Annotated in this window: 16 protein-coding genes; 8 read left to right on the top strand and 8 right to left on the bottom strand. The window is 46.5% G+C overall.

Going from position 1 to position 18570, the window contains the following annotated elements:
• Positions 1–29: 29 nt before the first annotated feature.
• Entirely contained in the window at positions 30–1217 is a 1188-nt protein-coding gene (locus tag B0181_RS07595; protein ID WP_078276915.1) for an acetate/propionate family kinase, read from the bottom strand.
• Between the two features lie 387 nt (positions 1218–1604).
• Between B0181_RS07595 and lptM the strand changes: the two genes are divergently transcribed.
• The 4 genes from lptM (at position 1605) to B0181_RS07615 (ending at position 5662) form a co-directional block, all read left to right on the top strand.
• Positions 1605–1850: an LPS translocon maturation chaperone LptM gene (lptM, locus tag B0181_RS07600; protein WP_115338075.1), complete on the top strand. Its 246-nt coding sequence runs from the start codon at positions 1605–1607 to the stop codon at positions 1848–1850.
• Positions 1851–1940: 90 nt separating this feature from the next.
• Entirely contained in the window at positions 1941–3272 is a 1332-nt protein-coding gene (gene lysA, locus B0181_RS07605) for a diaminopimelate decarboxylase (RefSeq protein ID WP_078276917.1), read from the top strand.
• Positions 3273–3561: 289 nt separating this feature from the next.
• Positions 3562–4461, top strand: a complete 900-nt coding sequence (gene dapF, locus B0181_RS07610) for a diaminopimelate epimerase (protein WP_078276918.1) — start codon at positions 3562–3564, stop codon at positions 4459–4461.
• 133 nt (positions 4462–4594) lie between these two features.
• Positions 4595–5662 carry a tyrosine recombinase XerC gene (locus tag B0181_RS07615; protein ID WP_078276919.1) on the top strand — a complete coding sequence of 356 codons (1068 nt, stop codon included), beginning with the start codon at positions 4595–4597 and terminating at the stop codon, positions 5660–5662.
• A 71-nt stretch (positions 5663–5733) separates the two neighbouring features.
• Here B0181_RS07615 and B0181_RS07620 read toward each other — a convergent pair whose 3' ends face one another.
• From B0181_RS07620 to trhP, 7 genes are all read right to left on the bottom strand, one after another.
• Complete coding sequence (locus B0181_RS07620; protein ID WP_078276920.1) at positions 5734–6129, bottom strand: VOC family protein; 396 nt, start codon at positions 6127–6129, stop codon at positions 5734–5736.
• A gap of 159 nt (positions 6130–6288) precedes the next feature.
• A complete protein-coding gene (locus tag B0181_RS07625; protein WP_078276921.1) occupies positions 6289–8442 on the bottom strand; it encodes a TonB-dependent siderophore receptor in 2154 nt (717 codons plus the stop codon).
• Between the two features lie 216 nt (positions 8443–8658).
• Positions 8659–8916, bottom strand: a complete 258-nt coding sequence (locus B0181_RS07630; RefSeq protein WP_078276922.1) for a YfhL family 4Fe-4S dicluster ferredoxin — start codon at positions 8914–8916, stop codon at positions 8659–8661.
• A 110-nt stretch (positions 8917–9026) separates the two neighbouring features.
• Positions 9027–9746: a DNA-methyltransferase gene (locus B0181_RS07635; RefSeq protein ID WP_249024908.1), complete on the bottom strand. Its 720-nt coding sequence runs from the start codon at positions 9744–9746 to the stop codon at positions 9027–9029.
• Between the two features lie 103 nt (positions 9747–9849).
• Positions 9850–10692, bottom strand: a complete 843-nt coding sequence (locus B0181_RS11910) for a type II restriction endonuclease (RefSeq protein WP_115338076.1) — start codon at positions 10690–10692, stop codon at positions 9850–9852.
• Between the two features lie 3 nt (positions 10693–10695).
• Positions 10696–11589, bottom strand: a complete 894-nt coding sequence (locus tag B0181_RS11915; protein WP_115338077.1) for a DNA adenine methylase — start codon at positions 11587–11589, stop codon at positions 10696–10698.
• Complete coding sequence (gene trhP, locus B0181_RS07645) at positions 11589–12986, bottom strand: prephenate-dependent tRNA uridine(34) hydroxylase TrhP (RefSeq protein WP_078276924.1); 1398 nt, start codon at positions 12984–12986, stop codon at positions 11589–11591. The genes B0181_RS11915 and trhP overlap by 1 nt, the downstream gene beginning before the upstream one ends.
• Positions 12987–13296: 310 nt before the next feature.
• On the opposite strand from trhP, the gene B0181_RS07650 reads away from it, so the two are divergent.
• The 4 genes from B0181_RS07650 to B0181_RS07665 all read left to right on the top strand — a co-directional run bounded on the left by B0181_RS07650 (position 13297) and on the right by B0181_RS07665 (position 18566).
• Positions 13297–14199: a LysR substrate-binding domain-containing protein gene (locus B0181_RS07650; protein ID WP_078276925.1), complete on the top strand. Its 903-nt coding sequence runs from the start codon at positions 13297–13299 to the stop codon at positions 14197–14199.
• A 246-nt stretch (positions 14200–14445) separates the two neighbouring features.
• Positions 14446–15702 carry a 2-aminoadipate transaminase gene (locus B0181_RS07655; protein WP_078276926.1) on the top strand — a complete coding sequence of 419 codons (1257 nt, stop codon included), beginning with the start codon at positions 14446–14448 and terminating at the stop codon, positions 15700–15702.
• A gap of 69 nt (positions 15703–15771) precedes the next feature.
• Entirely contained in the window at positions 15772–17172 is a 1401-nt protein-coding gene (gene hglS, locus B0181_RS07660; protein WP_078276928.1) for a 2-oxoadipate dioxygenase/decarboxylase HglS, read from the top strand.
• A gap of 230 nt (positions 17173–17402) precedes the next feature.
• Positions 17403–18566, top strand: a complete 1164-nt coding sequence (locus tag B0181_RS07665; RefSeq protein WP_211276076.1) for a dicarboxylate/amino acid:cation symporter — start codon at positions 17403–17405, stop codon at positions 18564–18566.
• Positions 18567–18570 lie beyond the last annotated feature (4 nt).

Consider the following 18570-nt stretch of genomic DNA (forward strand, 5'->3'; position numbering starts at 1 on the left):
TCACACAAACGGTTTTTTAAAAAAGTAAATTACAGACCCAATACCGCGCGAGATTCGCTGGCGATTTGGAATTCTTCGTCTGTTGGGATTACCCACAGCTCAATCGCTGAATCTTCGGCGTGGAAGCTGCCTTCTGCGCCACGGAACAGCTCAGCGTTCTTGGCGGTGTCGGCTTTTGCGCCTAGGTGTTTTAGGTGCGCCACAATCTTAGCACGCATGTCTGCGCCATTTTCGCCCACGCCACCTGTAAAGGCGATACCTGTCAATGCTGGCAAACCAGCGGTCAAGCCAAGCAAGCATTTGGCGGTGCGATAGGCAAACATTTCTAGCGCCAAAATTGCATCCACATTGCCTTCACGCTCGGCTTGCTCTAGTAGGCGCATATCGTTTGATACGCCTGACACGCCCAAAAGACCGCTCTTTTTGTTCAATAGCGTGTCAATCTCTTCAATAGACAGACCCAGCGTGCGGTGAATGTGCAGATGGAAACTTGGGTCAATATCACCTGAACGTGTACCCATCATCAAGCCTTCTAGTGGCGTGATACCCATGCTGGTGTCTTGGCTTTTGCCGTTATACACTGCGGTGGCTGAGCAGCCGTTGCCAAGGTGCGCCACAAGCCAGCCTTGCTCGCCTGCTTTTGCACTTAGCGTGGCAGCACGGTTTGACACATAAGCGTGCGATGTACCGTGGAAGCCATAGCGGCGGATTTGGTGCTCAGTGTATAGCTCTTTTGGTACAGCGTAGCGATAAGCGTGCGCTGGCATGGTTTGATGGAATGCGGTGTCAAAAATCGCCACTTGCGGCAAATCAGGATAGATGGCGTTAATCGCCTTGATGCCTGCTGCGTTGGCTGGGTTGTGAAGTGGTGCTAGACTTGCCAGCTCTTCGATGGTTGCCAGCACTTCTGGCGTGATGATGGTCGCTGATTTGAATTTATCGCCGCCATGCACCACACGATGACCCACCGCCACAGGCTTATGCTCAGCAATCAGCTCACCCAAGATGATTTGCAAGGCTTCAGCGTGCGCACCAGAATTTGGGATATTGATTTCTACTTTTGAACCGTCAAGGTTTTTATGCTTGATGCGTGCGTCGCTGTTGCCCAGCGCTTCTGCCAAGCCTTCAATGCGCTGCTCGCCGTCCTCGCTGATCAGCGCATATTTGATAGACGATGAACCACAGTTTAACACTAAAGTTGGATTCACTAATGACATATTGTGTCTTCCTTTGGAATTTGATAACAAACTTTTGGCGCATAAACCTGCGCTGCATAAATAAACAGCACGAGCGCACCAAACCGCACGAACCGACGTGCGTTCTTGCCATTATAACACAGTTTTTATGGCAATTTTAAGGCATAAAATGCGTGAAAAATTTGAATTTTGCCCAAGTTGGTAATTTTTACTTTACACACCTTGTAAAAACGGCTATGATTTTGGGTTTTAGCGGTATTTACCATCGCCAAAATCATGTGCCAGCCTTGTTTTTGCGCCATTTCAAGCCGCCAAGATTTCATCACCAACACCAAAAGCCAATGCTTGATAAAGTTAACATTTAAAAAGCCACTATTTAAAAAGCCACCATTAAAAAAATCAATCATCATGAAAAAATTCAGCCCAGCCGTTATTTTGCCGACCATCGCTCTGTCAGCCATCGCCCTACTCACCGCCTGCGGACAAAAAGGCGCGCTGTATCTGCCAGCCAAAGACGCTGCGAAAAACGTTGCGCCTGCCGTTTCACACTCAAAAAATTTGGATAACGCCAGCGATTTGGGCAATGCGGACAGCTTGGCAAACCCAGACATGGAAAACTTGGAAAACCAAAACGACGCCGCACAAGCATTTTAAATTTTAAAACCAAATCGCACTTTATTTGGTTTATTTGTAAGTTTTATAAATTTAATTTTATAAATCAATTTCACAACCAACGGACACACCATGACTTCTTTTAAGCCTGCCAGCCGCCTTATTGATGGTGCGCTGCACATTAATTCTACTGCCTTGATTGACGCTTTGCCGCATTTGACTTATCAAGATGACGTGCTACACATCGATGGCGTGAGCGCCCAAGAATTGCGCGCGCAGTACGGCACGCCGCTGTATGTGTACAGCCAAAACGCCCTTTTGGACAATTATCACGCCTATGTGTCGGCATTTTCTGCGCTCAAAGACGTGCAAGTCTGCTATGCCGTCAAGGCAAATTCCAATCTTGCCGTGCTGTCTGCGCTTGCCAAAGCTGGCTCTGGCTTTGACATCGTATCGGTGGGCGAACTTGCGCGCGTGATTAAGGCGGGTGGCGATGCGACAAAAACCGTATATTCTGGCGTGGGTAAAACCGCCCAAGACATCAAAACTGCCCTTGACGCTGGCATTGGCTGCTTTAATGTGGAAGCGGTGAGCGAGCTGGATTTGATTAACGATGTGGCGGCTGCGCTGAACAAAAAAGCACGCATCGCCCTGCGCATCAATCCTGACGTGGACGCAAAAACGCACCCTTACATTTCCACAGGCATGAAGGATAACAAATTTGGCATTGCTCACGATGAAGCCATCGCCGCCTATCAGCACGCCAGCACCTTGGCGCACCTTGAAATCGTTGGCATAGACTGCCACATCGGCTCACAGCTCACCGAAGTGCAGCCCTTCGTGGACGCACTTAACAAGCTGATTGAGCTGATTGATACGCTGGCAAACTTGGGCATTACGCTAAAACACGTTGATTTGGGCGGCGGCTTGGGCGTGCGCTACATTGACGAAAATCCTGCCAGCGTGCGTGAATTTGCCGATGCGCTACTGCCAAAATTGCAAGATTTGCAAGCACGTTATGGGCTAGGTCTACACCTAGAGCCGGGGCGTAACATTGCCGCCAACGCAGGCGTGCTACTCACCAGCGTGGACGTGCTAAAACCGACCGCGCATAAAAATTTCGCCATCGTAGATGCGTCCATGAGCGAGCTTTTACGCCCTGCTTTGTACGAATCTGTCATGGCAATCGTGCCTGCCAAACTTGATAACAATGCACCAACCAAAGCGTGGGACGTGGTCGGCTCAGTGTGTGAATCAAGCGATTTTCTGGGCAAAGAACGCCTGCTGTCCGTGGCGGTGGGCGATTTGCTGGCGGTAACTGGCGCAGGTGCGTATGGCTTTAGCATGGCAAGCAACTACAACTCACGCCAGCGCCCTGCCGAAGTAATGACGGCAAACGGCACACACCGCCAAATCCGTGCTAGAGAAACGCTGGAAGATTTATGGCGTGGCGAAAGCGTGTAATCGCCCCGCAAATAAAAACGCAAACTGCGATGGTTTGCGTTTTTTATTGCAAGACTAATATAATCGCAATGATAAGTACGGCTTTGTGCTAATCGCAAAAAACCACCCACCATTCCCCAAATCAAAACAACGATATTTTTAATCCACCTAGCCAATCGCCACACAACATGATAAGATAGGCGTACATCGTCAGCGGTTTGATGGATGTAAAACTGCTGGCAATTTATCATCTAAATCATCGTTTAAATTTAGCACTCAAAGCAAAAACTAGAAAAATTAAGGAACGACCATGTTGATTGAATTTACTAAAATGCACGGGTTGGGCAATGACTTTATGGTGATTGACCTTGTAACTCAGCGCATGAATCTCACCACCGAATTGGTGCGCCTGCTTGCCGATCGCAATCTTGGCGTGGGTTTTGACCAGCTGCTGCTTGTTGAACCGCCAAGCCGCCCTGACGTGGATTTTAAATACCGAATTTTTAATGCTGATGGCACGGAAGTCAGCCAATGCGGCAACGGTGCGCGCTGTTTTGCGTCTTTTGTACACGCGCGCAAATTGTCTTTTAAACAGCGTCTGCGCATGGAAACGGCAAGCGGCATCATCACCCTAACCACCGACCGCTACGGCTGGGTGCAGGTGGACATGGGTAAACCAAAATTTGAACCTGACGAGATTCCTTTTGCGCCAAGCACCATCACCAAAGTGGGTAATTCTTACCGCCTAAACGTGGACGGCACGCCAGTACAGCTGTACATCGCCAACATGGGTAATCCGCACGCCGTCATCAAAGTGGACGATGTGCTGACGGCAGACGTGGAGCGACTTGGCAAGGCGATTGAATCGCACGAAGCCTTCCCTGAACGTGTGAACGTGGGCTTTGTACAAGTCATCAACCAACGCCATATTCGCCTGCGTGTGTATGAGCGTGGCGTGGGCGAAACCCAAGCCTGCGGCACAGGGGCGTGCGCCGCGGTGGCGACAGGCGTGCGTGAAGGCTGGCTTGATGAAGGCGTGGACGTGCGCGCGCAGCTGTTTGGCGGTAGCCTTGCGATTCGCTGGCAAGACGGCTATTCGGTGATGATGACAGGCCCAACATCGTTTGTGTACGAAGGCGTGTTTAGCCCAGATGGTTTGGCAGCCCAAGCGGGCATCAACCTTACGCCAGACGAAGCGGACGACTATTGATTTTTTAAAAGTCCAAGTTTGTTTGCAAATTTGGACAATTTATCAACTTACCCAAGCGGATTTTTCAAAATACCGATAAATCCGCTTTTTCATCATTTTTACACCGCCATTCATCAATCAAAGCCCAACCATCATGCGCCTTGCTCATTTGCTTAAATCCAATCCAAAATCCGCCCAGCCTGCTGCCAAGCAAAACGCCAGCCAAGCGGCACAAAATTTGGCGGACGATACACACGGCTTGGCGGACGATTTGGCAAATGCCAATACGCCACCGCACGGTTGGCAGCTTGCCGCAGCGTGGCTAGACAGTCTTACGCAGCAAAATTATTCAGCGCATACCATCAGTGCTTATCAAGCGGCGCTGTGGCGGTTTTTGCATTTTTTGGCGCAAGATGGGCGCTTTGGCGATGTTTTGACGTGCAACAAAAAAGCGCTCACAGCATTTTTGAGTGAACGCCTAGAAAGCGACAACATCAAAGCTGCCAGCGCCAAGCAAGAACTTGCCGCCATTCGTAAATTTTACGCTCATCTGATTGCACAAGGTGCGACCGATAAAAACCCTGCCACAGGCTACCGCCTAAAATCTGAGCCGCGCCCCTTGCCAAAGATTGGCGATGTGGATCTCATCAGCCAGCTGCTTGACCAGCCTGCACCAAATGACGCAGCAAACGCGCGGCTATGGGTGCGTGATAAGGCGATGTTTGAGCTGATGTACAGCAGCGGTTTGCGCTTGTCGGAGTTGGTGGGATTAAATATCCACGACCTTGATTTGAATGCTGGCGTGGTGCGTGTGCTGGGCAAGGGCAATAAAACACGCATTGCACCAGTGGGCAGTAAGGCGCGCGCCGCCATTGCCGATTATCTGCCGCACCGTGATTTGTGGCAAGAACAAAACGACCCTGCGCTTTTTATCAGCGAGCGGCTTGGCACAAGGCTGTCTGCCAGAGCGGTACAACTGCGACTCACCGCCTGTGCCGACAGAGCAGGCATTGCTCAGCATTTGCATCCGCATTTGTTACGCCATTGTTTTGCTTCGCATTTGCTGTCTGCCAGCGGTGATTTGCGCGCGGTACAAGAGCTTTTGGGGCATAGCGACATCAGCACCACACAGATTTATACGCAAGTGGATTTTGACGCACTCACTCGTGTGTATGACAAAGCGCACCCACGCGCCAATGCACTCAAATCACGCAAATCTTAAGTCATTCGCCAAGTTTTCGGCTAATTTCACCCAGTCGTGCTTGCCGAATGCCTGTTTTAAACCTATCCATCTTATTCATAACGACTGATTTCCAGCAAATTACCATCAGGATCACGCACATAAATGGAGCGAATTTTCCCCATCGCACCTGTGCGTGGCACGATAAACTCACCGTCATCGTCATGCACCACAGCCACGCCACACGCCTGTAAATAGCGCAACACTTCTGGCAAAGGCGTATCCGTCAAAAGGCACAAATCTGCACTGCCACAAGTGGCACGCTTGGCATTTGGTAAAATTTCTGCGCCTTTTTGGTGTAGGTTGATTTTTTGTGCGCCAAAATGCAGCGCATGGCGGTTATCGCCAAAGGTTTGCAGCTGCATTCCCAGCACTTTGGTGTAAAATTCTATGGTTGCGGACATATCCGCCACTGTCAGCACCAGATGGTCTAAGGCTTTGATTTTCATTAAAAATTTCCTTGACGTGATTTAAATTTAGGCGAAATTACACTTAAGCCGTCAGTATAATGAATTTTTCTAAATTTTACACCTAAGCCATTCAGACAAAAAACACCCAACCTTGACAAGCAAGATTGGGTGGGTGGAGAAAGAATGAAATGCTGGTAATTAGAACTGGTAATTTACGCCCACACGGAACTCGCGACCAACGCCCGGCAAGCCAAAACCTGCCAAAGTCTGCGGAATGTAATATTTATCAGCAATATTATTGATGGCAAAATTTACATTCATGCGGTCAGTGCCGTAAGGTTTCCAGTTGGCATACACATCGGTGGTGTGGTAGCCGTCTCGAGTTGCATTTGGATTGTCTGGATTGTAGTTTGGATCATTTTTCCAAGCAGTACCTTTCACGTCATCAACCTTGCGGTAGTTCACACCTACTTCTAGGTCTGGATTGGCAAAACGATAGGCAAGACCTGCCGTATAAGTACGACCCAGTACGACAGCATATTCACGGTTGCCAAAGCTAGGCAGATTGCCTTGATCATCAGGCTCGCTATAAAATTCAGGATTGCTTTCAGCCACACCCAAGCGAGCGGTCAAGCCATTGTAGCGATAACTTGCCCCAAGCTCCCAACCTTTGTTTTTTGCATAACCCACATTGTCAATGCCGTCATAATACGCTGTTGCGCCTGTGTCGTCATGTCTTGAAATTTGTCCACTGGTTAGCAGATTGTCAATTTCTTGCCAGTAGTAGCTGCCATCAAGCGTAAAGTTGCCGTTATTATAGTTAAAGCCTACTTCGGTATTTTTGGCTTTTTCTGCTTTTACTCCATCAGCAATTGACACAAGTGTATTGCCGCTGCGCAGCGCATCGTACAAGCGTGGACTGCGAGTAGCATGGTTGTGGTTGGCATTAAGACTAAGCGTCGGGGTTGCTTGCCAAATCAAGCCAACACTTGGGTTTAGCGTGCCATCTGAAACTTCTTTGCCATCCATTGCTTTAAAGTTAAAGTGATCATAGCGCAAACCTGCCGTCGCAGTTACATTACCAATATCACCAATAACTTCCACATAAGCGCCTGTATCTGTTTTTTCTTGATTGACCAAATCAGTGCCAAACAGCTGCAGATTAACAGGCTGTCTGCGCTTAGCAACATTAACCAAATCGCTTGCTTTGCGAGAATAATTTGGCGTGATTTCTTGATGGCGGTAGTTTAATCCATATTTTACCAGCACATCATCGCGAACTTGGGTGTCAAAATTGACGTTCGCCCCTTTGGTCTCTACTTTTGCCACATTATGACCAATTGCAATGGGTTCACGAGTTTCGGGATTGTAAACACCTGTGCTGCCGTACTGCTCGCCACCGACTGATTCACGTTTATTTTCCATCATATAGACGTTGGCGTTTACGTCAGTATTGCTTGTGATGTTTTTGCCGATGTATTCAAGGTTGGTCTGCGTTAATGACAATTCACGATAGCGTGGATCTTGTCTTTGAACAGTCAAGCGACCATCGGCTTTATCAGCAGGAAAAATATCAAATTCCTCACGAACGTTTCGCTCGCCTTTATCGGTTTGATTTAAATGGCTTAGTACAAAACGATGATCGCCAAAGGTTGCGCCTAATTTTGCCAAATAACTGACTTTGTCTAAATCAGTAGACGGCACTGTGTCGCCACCAAGATAGTTTGTGTAGCCATCGCCTGCTTTATAATTGCTTTGTTGGACACGATTGCCAGCAATCAAGGCGTCAAAATTCCCTTTTTTGCCATAAACGGCTGCATTATAAGAATGCTCATCATTTGAGCTGTAGCCTGCACCTACTTTAAAACCAATCTCTTGATTGTCTTTTAGCAAATCAAGCGCATCTACCGTCTTGGCAACGATTGCGCCATTGGTTGCGCCAATACCAGCACTGGCTGAGCCTGCGCCTTTTTGTACAGAGACAACTTTTACAAGGCTAGGATCTAGCTGATGGCGACCTTGATGGTATAAAATTTGGCTGTCTGAATAAGCGTTGTCAATTTTTACATCAATAGAATTTTGACCCATGCCGCGGATACTGATGTACTGAGATGCGCCGTTGCCGCCACCAAAATCGATTGCAGGCTCAGATTTTAACAATTCTCGCAAACCTGTGGCGGTAGATTCGTCCTTTTCTTGAAGTGTAACCACATCAGTTTTGACTTTTGTGCCTTGGCGATCCACCTGCACCGTGATGTTGCCCAAATTTGCCACAGGCTCATCGTTTGCCTGTGCTGACACACTTGCCATCATCGCTACAAGCGGTAACAATGTAAATACACGTTGTTTCATACCTTTTCCTTTTATGCAGTTTGTATGATTTAAGTAACCCAGCGATGATTATAATACCTAATCTCATTTAAAAAGTCAAATAAAAATTATTATCATTTTAAATTATTTTTTATTTCTATTTTTCTTGGCAATTTGTAACAAATACTCATAAAAAGCCGTACAAAAAAGCCCAAACCAAAGGCTTGGGCTTGATGTTTTAAAATTTTGGATAATTTATCATTTATTCCAGATTTTTTTGTATTTTGCCAAAAGCTCTTCTGGCGATTCTGGGCGTGTGTCGTCTTTGATGATGCAGTCAATCGGGCAGACTTTATCGCAAGTCGGCTCGTCATAAAAGCCCACGCATTCGGTGCATAGATCTGGATTGATGACGTAGGTTTTTTGCACCTTGTTGTCGTAGCTGATGGCTTCGTTGGGACATTCTGGCTCGCAGATGTCGCAGTTGATGCAGTCGGTGGTGATTTTTAGGGCCATTATGTCAATGATTTTTATTGGTTATTGAGCGATACGTTTTGCCAAGCGATCTAATTTTATCATAAAACACAGCCAAACCAGCATAACTTTTACTAAAGATAAGACCGTGCTTACACCAAACTAATTTGACTGCGGATTTTTTGTTTGAAGGTGAGTTTTTGTGTGGGGGAAATTGACAAATAACGACGCATAGACAAATCCAAATATTCATTCTGTTTTTCAATGCCTACAAATCGTCTATCCAATATCGCTGCTGCAATACCTGTTGTGCCAGATCCTGAAAATGGATCAAGCACCAAATCACCTTTTTGTGTAGAAGCTAAAATAATACGAGACAAAAGTCCGAGTGGCTTTTGAGTGGGATGTTTGCCATGTTCTTTTTCCCACGATTGCACCGCAGGCAGTCGCCACACGTCTTTCATTTGCTTATCAGCATTCAGCTCTTTCATTAAATCATAGTTGAAATAATGCGGTATTTTGGGATGTTTTCTCGCCCAAATAATCCATTCTGTAGAATGTGTAAAATATCGGCAAGAGAAGTTTGGCGGTGGATTGGGTTTTTCCCAAGTGATCATATTTAAGATTTTAAAACCTAAGTTTTGCAAAACCTGACCAAGCATAAAAATATTATGGTGCGTGCCACTAATCCAAATCGTGCCGTTATCTGCCAATACTTGCCGTGCTTGCAGCAACCAATCCCGAGTAAATTCCCAAACGTCTTGGCTGGAAGTCAGCCTATCCCAGTCGCCTTTATTTACGGATTGAATTTTGCCATTTTTGACCGTCAAGCCGTCATTGGATAAAAAGTACGGCGGATCGGCAAAAATCATATTAAACTTTTGATTGATGACGGGCAGCAAATTTGTACAATCCCCACAAAACAAATAAAAATCATCAGCTTGTGATTTAAAATAAGGTTTGTTTGAATCTATACTACCAATCATCAACCACCCCTTCTGCCAAAATCTGCTCAATAAAATCACCAATGGTGGCTAAATTATACACCGAAGGAATGTGAGAATATGCTTCTTGCAATTTATTTTTGGCACTTTTCCAGCCTTGACCGTCAGTAATCCACACAAATTCATACTGGGGATAGCGATTGATTTTTGGGGCAATATCCGTGTAGGCACGCGCTACTTCATTTAATTTTGAACCGCCGCTATTATAATAATTTGTCTCTATCAGATAAGTTTTAGTATTGGTTTTTATCACAAAATCAAACCGTTTTACATCACTACCCAAACTATCGATGTCAACAAATAGCGTATGTTTGACTTCTTTTTGGTGGCGAATATTCGCCCTATCAAATAATGCCGAAACCGCCTTGGACATATTATCTCCACCACGATTTTTGCGTGCATTAGTATCCAAACCGACTTCTATGCCAAACACATAGTCAACAAGATTTTTAATGTGTCTATCCCTAAAAATCTCCGCCAGCCCTGTTTGTTGTAAAAACTCAACAATTAAGTCTGGCGATTTTAAATAGTCTTTGAGCAATACCGTTTGAGAATGCGAATTTAATGTAATTTTATTCTCTTTTGCTCTGACTGCAATCAGTATTTCTAATACCAAAAACGCATTAGGGCATTCTTGATGCAAAGTCTCAACCGCCTTTGATAAATCCTGCTTGCCAAGCAAGTAGTTAAGTTGATTTAGATGGATTTCTATGGCGCTAACATTATTTTTAACCTTATTAAAATCGGTGAAATAATCCAATGTCGCGTTGGTTTGCGACAAACCATCAAAAAATTTCTCAAAATCAACTTTCATGCTTTATACCATCTTACCATTACTAATAAGCAATTCTGTTACCGCCTTTCGCCCTGTACTTCTAGCACTGATAGCACGATTGACAGGCACACGCTCAATACAAAATTCGCGATACAATTCATCAAAAAAATCATCATTATTGTCGTGATTTTTAGGATCAGAATTGCTCAAAATAAAATCATAACCCAGTCGGTCTAGCTTTTTACAAAAATCCGCCAAGCGTTTTTGCTCGTCATCATTAAAACCGCCGTCAGCATAAGCGGTGAAACTTGCAGTTTCACTGATAGGACGATAAGGCGGATCGATGTAAAAAACGCAAGGCAGATCATTAGGCAGATGCGCCAAAACTTCACCAAAATCGCCTGATAAAATTTGCACCTTTTGCATTTTTTCTGACAACGATAAAATCAACTCTTTATCTAAGATTTTTGGTTTTTTGTAGCTACCAATCGGCACATTGAATTGGTTGTTTTTATTGACACGGTACAAGCCATTAAAAGCTGTTTTGTTTAAAAAAATAAATAACGCCGCCTGCAACACGGGCGATGATAAGCGGCAATTAAATAAGTCTCGCTTGTGGTAATAATAAGGTTTTTTGTCGTCAAGCTCTGTCAGCTCATCGTATTCTTTTTGCAGACTTGCCAGCTCATCAATAAGTTTATCGGGCGTGGCTTTGATTGTCTGATAAACATTGGTTAAATCATGATTTACATCATTGATGACAACCTGACGCAAATGCGGCAAATTAACCAACGCCCAAATGGACACTGCCCCACCGCCAACAAATGGCTCAACCAAACAAAAATCTTGGTGATGCACATAGGTTGGCAAGCGCTCAACAATCTCACCGAGCAGGCTACTTTTGCCGCCCGCCCATTTAAGAATCGGCTTTACCATCAAGTATAAATCGCCTCGCTCACGCTTTTCATCACCAAGGCAAATTGCAGGCTGTCGTCATATTCCTTGAACGGATTGGCGATTTTACACACCCAGCCAGAACCCAGCGCACCGTCAATCTCTGCGCCCTTTTTGTCCCACATTTTATCAAGCGTGTATTTGACGTTGCCTTTTGGGGTCATGATTTCAATTTCATCGCCCACCATCAGTTTGTTTTTGATTTCTAGGCTCAAAAATTCATCGTCAAAACTGGTAACTTCCGCCACAAACTGCTGGCTGTCGGTTTTTGATGAACCATAATCGTAGTTTTGGTAGTCTGAATGCACATGGCGGCGCAAAAAGCCTTCGGTGTAGCCACGGTTGGCAAGCCCATCAAGCGCATGAATTAGCCCTACATCAAAAGGCTTGCCCGCTAAGGCATCGTCCATCGCACGGCGGTACACTTGGGCGGTGCGTGCCACATAATAATGCGACTTGGTGCGCCCTTCAATTTTCAGCGAATGCACGCCAATATTGAGCAAATCAGGCACCAACTCCACCGCGCGCAAGTCCTTAGAATTCATGATATAAGTACCATGCTCATCTTCGTACATCGCCATCAGCTCACCCTTGCGGCCTTCTTCTTCAATCAACACCACTTCATCGGACGGCTTTTGCACATAATCATCGCCCATCACCACATCGCCATTTAGATTGACGTTGGCAATCTCGCCTTGATTTGGCACAAAAACTTCTGGCGTGGCAGGCACGATGTCGCCCGTTTCGTTTTCCACCGCCTTATAAGTGTTATAAGACCAGCGGCAAGCGTTGGTGCAAGTGCCTTGGTTGGCATCACGTTTGTTGATATAGCCAGACAGCAAGCAGCGCCCAGAATACGCCATGCACAGCGCCCCATGCACAAAGACTTCAATCTCCATGTCTGGCACTTCTTTGATGATTTGCTCAATTTCTTTGATGGACAACTCACGGCTGACGATGACGCGCGTAACGCCCATTTGCTTCCAAAATTTCACGGTCGCCCAGTTCACCGCATTAGCTTGTACAGACAAGTGAATGTCCATCTCAGGAAAGGCTTCACGCACCATCATAATCATGCCAGCGTCCGACATGATAAGCGCGTCAGGCTTCATCTCAATCACAGGGCGAATGTCTTCAATGAAAGTTTTGAGCTTGGCGTTGTGGGCTTGGATATTCACCACCACATAAAACTTTTTGCCCAAAGAATGCGCATAAGCGATGCCTTTTGCCAAATTTTCTTCGTCAAAGTCGTTGTTACGCACACGCAAAGAGTAGCGCGCCTGCCCTGCATACACCGCGTCCGCCCCATAGGCAAAGGCGTATTGCATATTTTTAAAAGTGCCAGCAGGGCAAAGCAGTTCTGGGGTGTATGTTGTCATGGCAAACCTAATTTGTCTTTTAAAAGCTGTTTGGTGCAAAATTGCGCAAAAATCTCATCTTTTACGGCTGGCGGCTCTTTTTAAGCGCTGCCAACCGTAAATTCAATCAATAAACTTGCTATTATAGCAAATTTTTGGGCAAGGTTGGGGGATTTGTGGTGCAAAATTGTATGAATACATTGCCTGATTGTTGGTCTTTGCACGCAGCTCATTTTAGATATTTTTCACCAGCGCACACCCAAACACGCCAAAGCTATGCTAAGATAACCCACTGCCAAACATTTTTAAACTTACCGACAATCACAAACCCATGCACACTTTAAGTTTTCGCAAATATCCGTCCACCACCGCATTGCAGTGCTTTGAATCATCGGCACGCCATCAAAGTTTTACACGCGCCGCCAAAGAGCTGCACATGACCCAAAGCGCCGTCAGCAAGCAAGTGGCGCAGCTAGAAGACACCTTGAAAATTGCACTGTTTTTTCGTTCGGCACAAGGCATTGTCTTAACGCCAGCGGGCAAAACTTACTACACCGAAGTATTAAATATCCTAAAAAGTCTGGAATTTGCCACCATTGACATCATGGCGCATGGCGATAAAGCAGACACGCTCAAAATCAACGCTCACCCCACATTTTGCGCTCAGTGGCTGATTCCTGCGCTGCGTGATTTTAATCAAAGCCACCCTGATATTCATCTGGACATTCAAGAGCAATTCGGCAATTTTATTGAAAGAAGCGATGCCGAACTGGCGTTTTTAAATGGCGATGGTGTGTGGCCGGGCATGACCGCCATCAAACTCTTTGACGAGCAGTGCATTGCCGTATGCCACCCGCAATTTTTAACTCACCCTATTGACAGCGCCTACGAGCTTGCCAATCACGCACTCATTCAGCTTAATTCACGCCCTGCACTGTGGTATCACTTCTTTGACACGCACGAAAGCATGCCTGCAAACAGCTTTCAAGGCCCAAGATTTGACACCTTTCGCACTTGCATTAACGCTGCAAAAAACCACTACGGCATTGCGCTGATTCCGCATAATCTGGTCATGAATGAGTTGCAATCTGGCGAGCTTGTCATGGCGTGGCACACCCCGCTCATCACCGAAAAAGCCTACTACATGGCGTATCGCACCGAGCTTGGTAACACCAGACGCATTAAAATCGCCATTGACTGGATTAACCGCTACATCGCAGACACTCACGCATAATCACCCGCGCCGCCCAGCCAGCTTGAAGCATCATTGCAAGCTGGCTTTTTAGTACGCCAAAAAGTTGCCCTACCCCAACCTTTATTCGCTTGCCCACTTTAAACAAATTTCACAAAATATGATTGCTGGTAACTGGCTTTGTTAAAATTTGGTTTGACAAGATAATAAACCACAGATGATGTCCAGCGCACATCAAAGCAAAGACATACAAGCAACATCAAATCCAATAAGGACGTAGGACAACTCATGACTCACCCCATCACAGACGCATTTTCCATCGTACACCCCGTCACGCTTGAGCGCGGTTTTGGCAGCACCGTTTGGGACAGTACTGGCAAATCTTACATTGATTTTGTGGGCGGTATCGGCGTGCTAAACTTTGGGCATTGCCATCCAAAAATCGTGCGTGCCATCTGCCAACAAGCCGAAAAACTCACCCACTACGCCTACAATGCCGTCTGGCACAAACCTTATCAAGACTACATGGCAAAGCTGTGCGATTTTATCCCCATCAAAGATGAGTTGGTCGGTATGCTTACCAACTCAGGCGCTGAAAGCTGCGAAAACGCCTTAAAAATCGTCCGCCAAAAAACAGGGCGTGCTGGCGTCATCGCCTTTGATGGCGGCTTTCATGGGCGCACGCTGGCAGCGGTCAATTTAAATGGCAAAACCGCCGCTTACAAAACAGGACTTGGCACATTATTAGGCGGTGTCTATCACACGCCTTATGCCAGTAAAGACAATGGCGTAAGTTTTGATGAAGCGGTGCGTGGACTTGAGCGCCTGCTAAGCGTAGAAGCAGACGTGAGCAGCATTGGCGCAGTCATTTTTGAGCCCGTGCAAGGCGAAGGAGGATTTTTGGCAATGGACACCCAATTCGCCCAATACCTGCGCACCTTTTGCGACAAACACGGCATTGTCATGATTGTAGATGAAATCCAATCTGGCTTTGGGCGCACAGGCGAGCCATTTGCCTTTAGTCGGCTGGGCATTGAGCCAGATTTGTTATTACTTGGCAAAAGCATGGCAGGCGGCTTGCCCTTGGCGGCAGTCGTAGGACGTGCGTCTTTGATGAATGGCTTAATCAAAGGCAGCTTGGGCGGTACTTATTCTGGCAATCCCATCGCTTGCGCTGCTGCTTTATCCGTGCTGGACATCATGCAAGAGCGCGCCACTTGGCAAGCCGCCAAGCGCTACGAAGAGATTTTGCTAGACACCATCGCCACTTGGCAGCAGCAAAACATCAGCGCATGGCTTGGCGACATCACAGGCGTGGGCGCAATGCGTGGCATTACACTTAGCCACCCAACGCACGGCACGCATCCAAGCATCATGAACACTGTACTACAAAAAGCTCGAGAGCAAGGCTTGCTGCTCATGCCAAGCGGCAAACATCGCCACATCATTCGTCTGCTGCCTGCCATCACCATTGATGAAGCCAGCCTAACTCAAGGCTTAGCCATCTTAAAAAATGTGCTGAGCGAGTTGCCAGACAATCCTTGAATAATGCGCTGGTTTTACAGCCAATATGGCAACACAGCAAATTTTACCCACGACCAAAACGGAGTTTTTATGTCAAATTTTCTACACCCCAATGAAATCCGCCACAAATTTAGCCTAGCCATGAGTCAAATGTACCAAAAGGAAGTGCCTTTGTACAAAGACTTGATGGATTTGGTGGCGGACGTCAATGAACAAACATTGTCAAGCGATGTCAATCTTAAATCACAGCTGGCGCACACAGGCGAGCTTGAGCGCATTGATCTTGAGCGTCATGGCGCAATTCGCCTTGGCTTGCCCAGCGAGCTTGCCACCATGCGCCGCCTGTTTGCCGTGATGGGTATGCTGCCTGTGGGTTATTATGACCTTGCGCCTGCTGGCGTGCCTGTGCATTCCACCGCATTTCGTGCCACAGACAGCAAAGCCTTGCAGCACAGCCCATTTCGGGTATTTTGCTCTTTACTGCGTCTTGAGCTGATTGCTGATAAAGAACTGCGCGACCATGCCGAAGCCACCTTGAAAAAACGACAAATTTTCAGCGAAAAAGTGCTTGCGCTCATTGATAAATGCGAGCGCGAAGGCGGACTTGATGCCGATGATGCGCACGAATTTGTCCAAGAAGCCACCAAAACTTTTCAATGGCACGCCACATCACCCATTGCCAAAAATTTTTATGACAAATTACACCAAGAACACCGCTTGATTGCTGATGTGGTGGGGTTTTATGGCCCGCACATCAATCATTTAACGCCGCGCACGCTGGATATTGATGCTGTGCAAGCTGGCATGAGCGCACGCAACATTCCGCCAAAAGCCATCATTGAAGGCCCGCCGCGCCGCCAATGCCCGATTTTACTGCGCCAAACCAGCTTTAAAGCACTGCAAGAACCCATCGCCTTTCAAAATGCTGATGGCACACTAGAAAGCGGACATCATACCGCACGTTTTGGTGAAATTGAACAACGTGGCGTGGCACTGACACCAAAGGGACGCGCGCTGTATGACGCACTGCTCGCCAAAGCACGCCAAAACCTAGATGGCACGCCAGAAAGTAATCCTGAGCACTACTATCAAGCACTGAGCGAGAGTTTTAAAGACTTTGCCGATGATTATCGCACGCTGCACGATGAAGGCTTGGCGTACTTTTATTATCAGCTTGCTGATGATTATCAAGACAAACTACAAAACATCGCCCGTGCCAATAAAGACGTGCCAACGTTGATCCAAGCAGGCGTGCTGCGCCTTGAGCCAATTGTGTACGAAGATTTCTTGCCTGTGTCAGCGGCAGGGATTTTTCAGTCCAATTTGGGCGATAAATCCACAGACGATGCAGATGACAAAACCGCTGAGCAAGCGCTGGGCAGTCAGGCAGAATTTGAAGCGGCGCTTGGTGCAAAAGTGCATGACGAATTTGCCTTATATCAAGCCATGATGGACGAATCGCTGCAAAGCTGCTTGGCTGCGCTGGCGTAGCTTCAAAAAGCTGACAAACCAAGGTGTGAATTGTATGAATTTGCACCTTTTTTTGTACAAATCGCCATGTCTGATACGCAAACATTTTAGCCGCACAAGCTGCCATTCCAAAAAGGAATGCCACAAAGAATTACATTCTTTTGCTATCTTTTTGCAATCAAGGTAAATTGCTTGTGTGTCATGGACTTACCAAAGACTGACATTTTATCAGTCCATAAAAAGGAGTATTTATGAAACTTTGGCAATGGTATAAAAACATTTCTTTTATGAAAAAGATGGGTGCAGGTTTTGCGCTCGGTATGTTGGCAGGACTGCTACTTGGCGAACACAGCGGAATTTTCAACCCCTTGGGACAGCTGTTTTTAAATTTGCTAAAAATGATTGTCATTCCATTGGTTGCATTATCACTGATGGTTGCTGTCAATCATTCCAACCCTAAAGAGCTTGGACGCATCGGTCTTAAAATCTTTCCATTTTACCTTATCACCACTGGTATCGCTGTTGTTGTCGGCATCTTATGGGCGAAACTCACCAAACCAGGACAGGGCTTTAGCCTGCCAACCGATGCTGCAATTAACGTGCCAGAAAAACCATCTTTTATTGACAACCTACTCAATATGGTGCCTGCCAACATCTTTGAAGCGCTGACAGCAGGCAACATTCTAGCGGTCGTGTTTGTTTCTTTGGTGTTTGGACTTGCCATTTTATTTATGCGCCATGGCGATGACACACAAGAGAATAATTTTGGCGAAAAAATCTATCAAGTTGTTGAAGCTGCCAACGCCGTTGTTGCCAAAATCCTAGCAGGCATCTTGCAATACGCACCCATTGGCGTGTTTGGCATTACCGCCAACACCTTTGGCTCTCAAGGATTTGCAACGGTTATTGCGCTTAGCAAATTCATCATCACTTCTTATTTGGGTGTGATTTCTTTGATTGTCATTGTGTTCCCGCTTATCATGAAAATGTTTGGCATCAAACCATTTCAATTTTACAAAGACGTTAAAGATGCCATGTTTACCGCATTTGCAACTTCAAGCAGTCTAAGCACCTTGCCTGTCAGTATTGCTGCTGTTGAACGCGCTGGTGTCAATGAGCGCATCGCACGCCTTACATTGCCGATTGGCGCAACCGTCAATATGAACGGCACTGCATTGCGATTTGGCGTGGCAGTAATTTTTGCTGCTGAAATCGTGGGTATCTCCATGGGTGTTTCTGAACTGGCGACCATTGTCGTGATTGGCGTCATGGCAGCTGTCGGTACTGCAGCCGTGCCTGGTGCTGGATTGATTGGTATGTCCATCGTCTTTGCACAAGCTGGATTACCCATTGAAATTGTTGCTCTCACTGCAGGCGTCAATGTGCTTTTGGATATGATTTTGGGGCTGACGTAGATTA

Origin of the sequence: Moraxella caviae, assembly GCF_002014985.1 — a bacterium.
GTDB classification, from domain to species: Bacteria; Pseudomonadota; Gammaproteobacteria; order Pseudomonadales; family Moraxellaceae; genus Moraxella; species Moraxella caviae.

What these genes read in the sequence shown, in the direction of transcription:
- B0181_RS11910 (WP_115338076.1), bottom strand. Translation starts at nt 10,692, where the DNA reads ATGAAAGTTGATTTTGAGAAATTTTTTGATGGTTTGTCGCAAACCAAC.
- lptM (WP_115338075.1), top strand. Translation starts at nt 1,605, where the DNA reads ATGAAAAAATTCAGCCCAGCCGTTATTTTGCCGACCATCGCTCTGTCA.
- dapF (WP_078276918.1), top strand. Translation starts at nt 3,562, where the DNA reads ATGTTGATTGAATTTACTAAAATGCACGGGTTGGGCAATGACTTTATG.
- B0181_RS07615 (WP_078276919.1), top strand. Translation starts at nt 4,595, where the DNA reads ATGCGCCTTGCTCATTTGCTTAAATCCAATCCAAAATCCGCCCAGCCT.
- B0181_RS07630 (WP_078276922.1), bottom strand. Translation starts at nt 8,916, where the DNA reads ATGGCCCTAAAAATCACCACCGACTGCATCAACTGCGACATCTGCGAG.
- B0181_RS07625 (WP_078276921.1), bottom strand. Translation starts at nt 8,442, where the DNA reads ATGAAACAACGTGTATTTACATTGTTACCGCTTGTAGCGATGATGGCA.
- B0181_RS11915 (WP_115338077.1), bottom strand. Translation starts at nt 11,589, where the DNA reads ATGGTAAAGCCGATTCTTAAATGGGCGGGCGGCAAAAGTAGCCTGCTC.
- B0181_RS07655 (WP_078276926.1), top strand. Translation starts at nt 14,446, where the DNA reads ATGACTCACCCCATCACAGACGCATTTTCCATCGTACACCCCGTCACG.
- trhP (WP_078276924.1), bottom strand. Translation starts at nt 12,986, where the DNA reads ATGACAACATACACCCCAGAACTGCTTTGCCCTGCTGGCACTTTTAAA.
- hglS (WP_078276928.1), top strand. Translation starts at nt 15,772, where the DNA reads ATGTCAAATTTTCTACACCCCAATGAAATCCGCCACAAATTTAGCCTA.
- lysA (WP_078276917.1), top strand. Translation starts at nt 1,941, where the DNA reads ATGACTTCTTTTAAGCCTGCCAGCCGCCTTATTGATGGTGCGCTGCAC.
- B0181_RS07620 (WP_078276920.1), bottom strand. Translation starts at nt 6,129, where the DNA reads ATGAAAATCAAAGCCTTAGACCATCTGGTGCTGACAGTGGCGGATATG.
- B0181_RS07595 (WP_078276915.1), bottom strand. Translation starts at nt 1,217, where the DNA reads ATGTCATTAGTGAATCCAACTTTAGTGTTAAACTGTGGTTCATCGTCT.
- B0181_RS07650 (WP_078276925.1), top strand. Translation starts at nt 13,297, where the DNA reads ATGCACACTTTAAGTTTTCGCAAATATCCGTCCACCACCGCATTGCAG.
- B0181_RS07665 (WP_211276076.1), top strand. Translation starts at nt 17,403, where the DNA reads ATGAAACTTTGGCAATGGTATAAAAACATTTCTTTTATGAAAAAGATG.
- B0181_RS07635 (WP_249024908.1), bottom strand. Translation starts at nt 9,746, where the DNA reads ATGATTTTTGCCGATCCGCCGTACTTTTTATCCAATGACGGCTTGACG.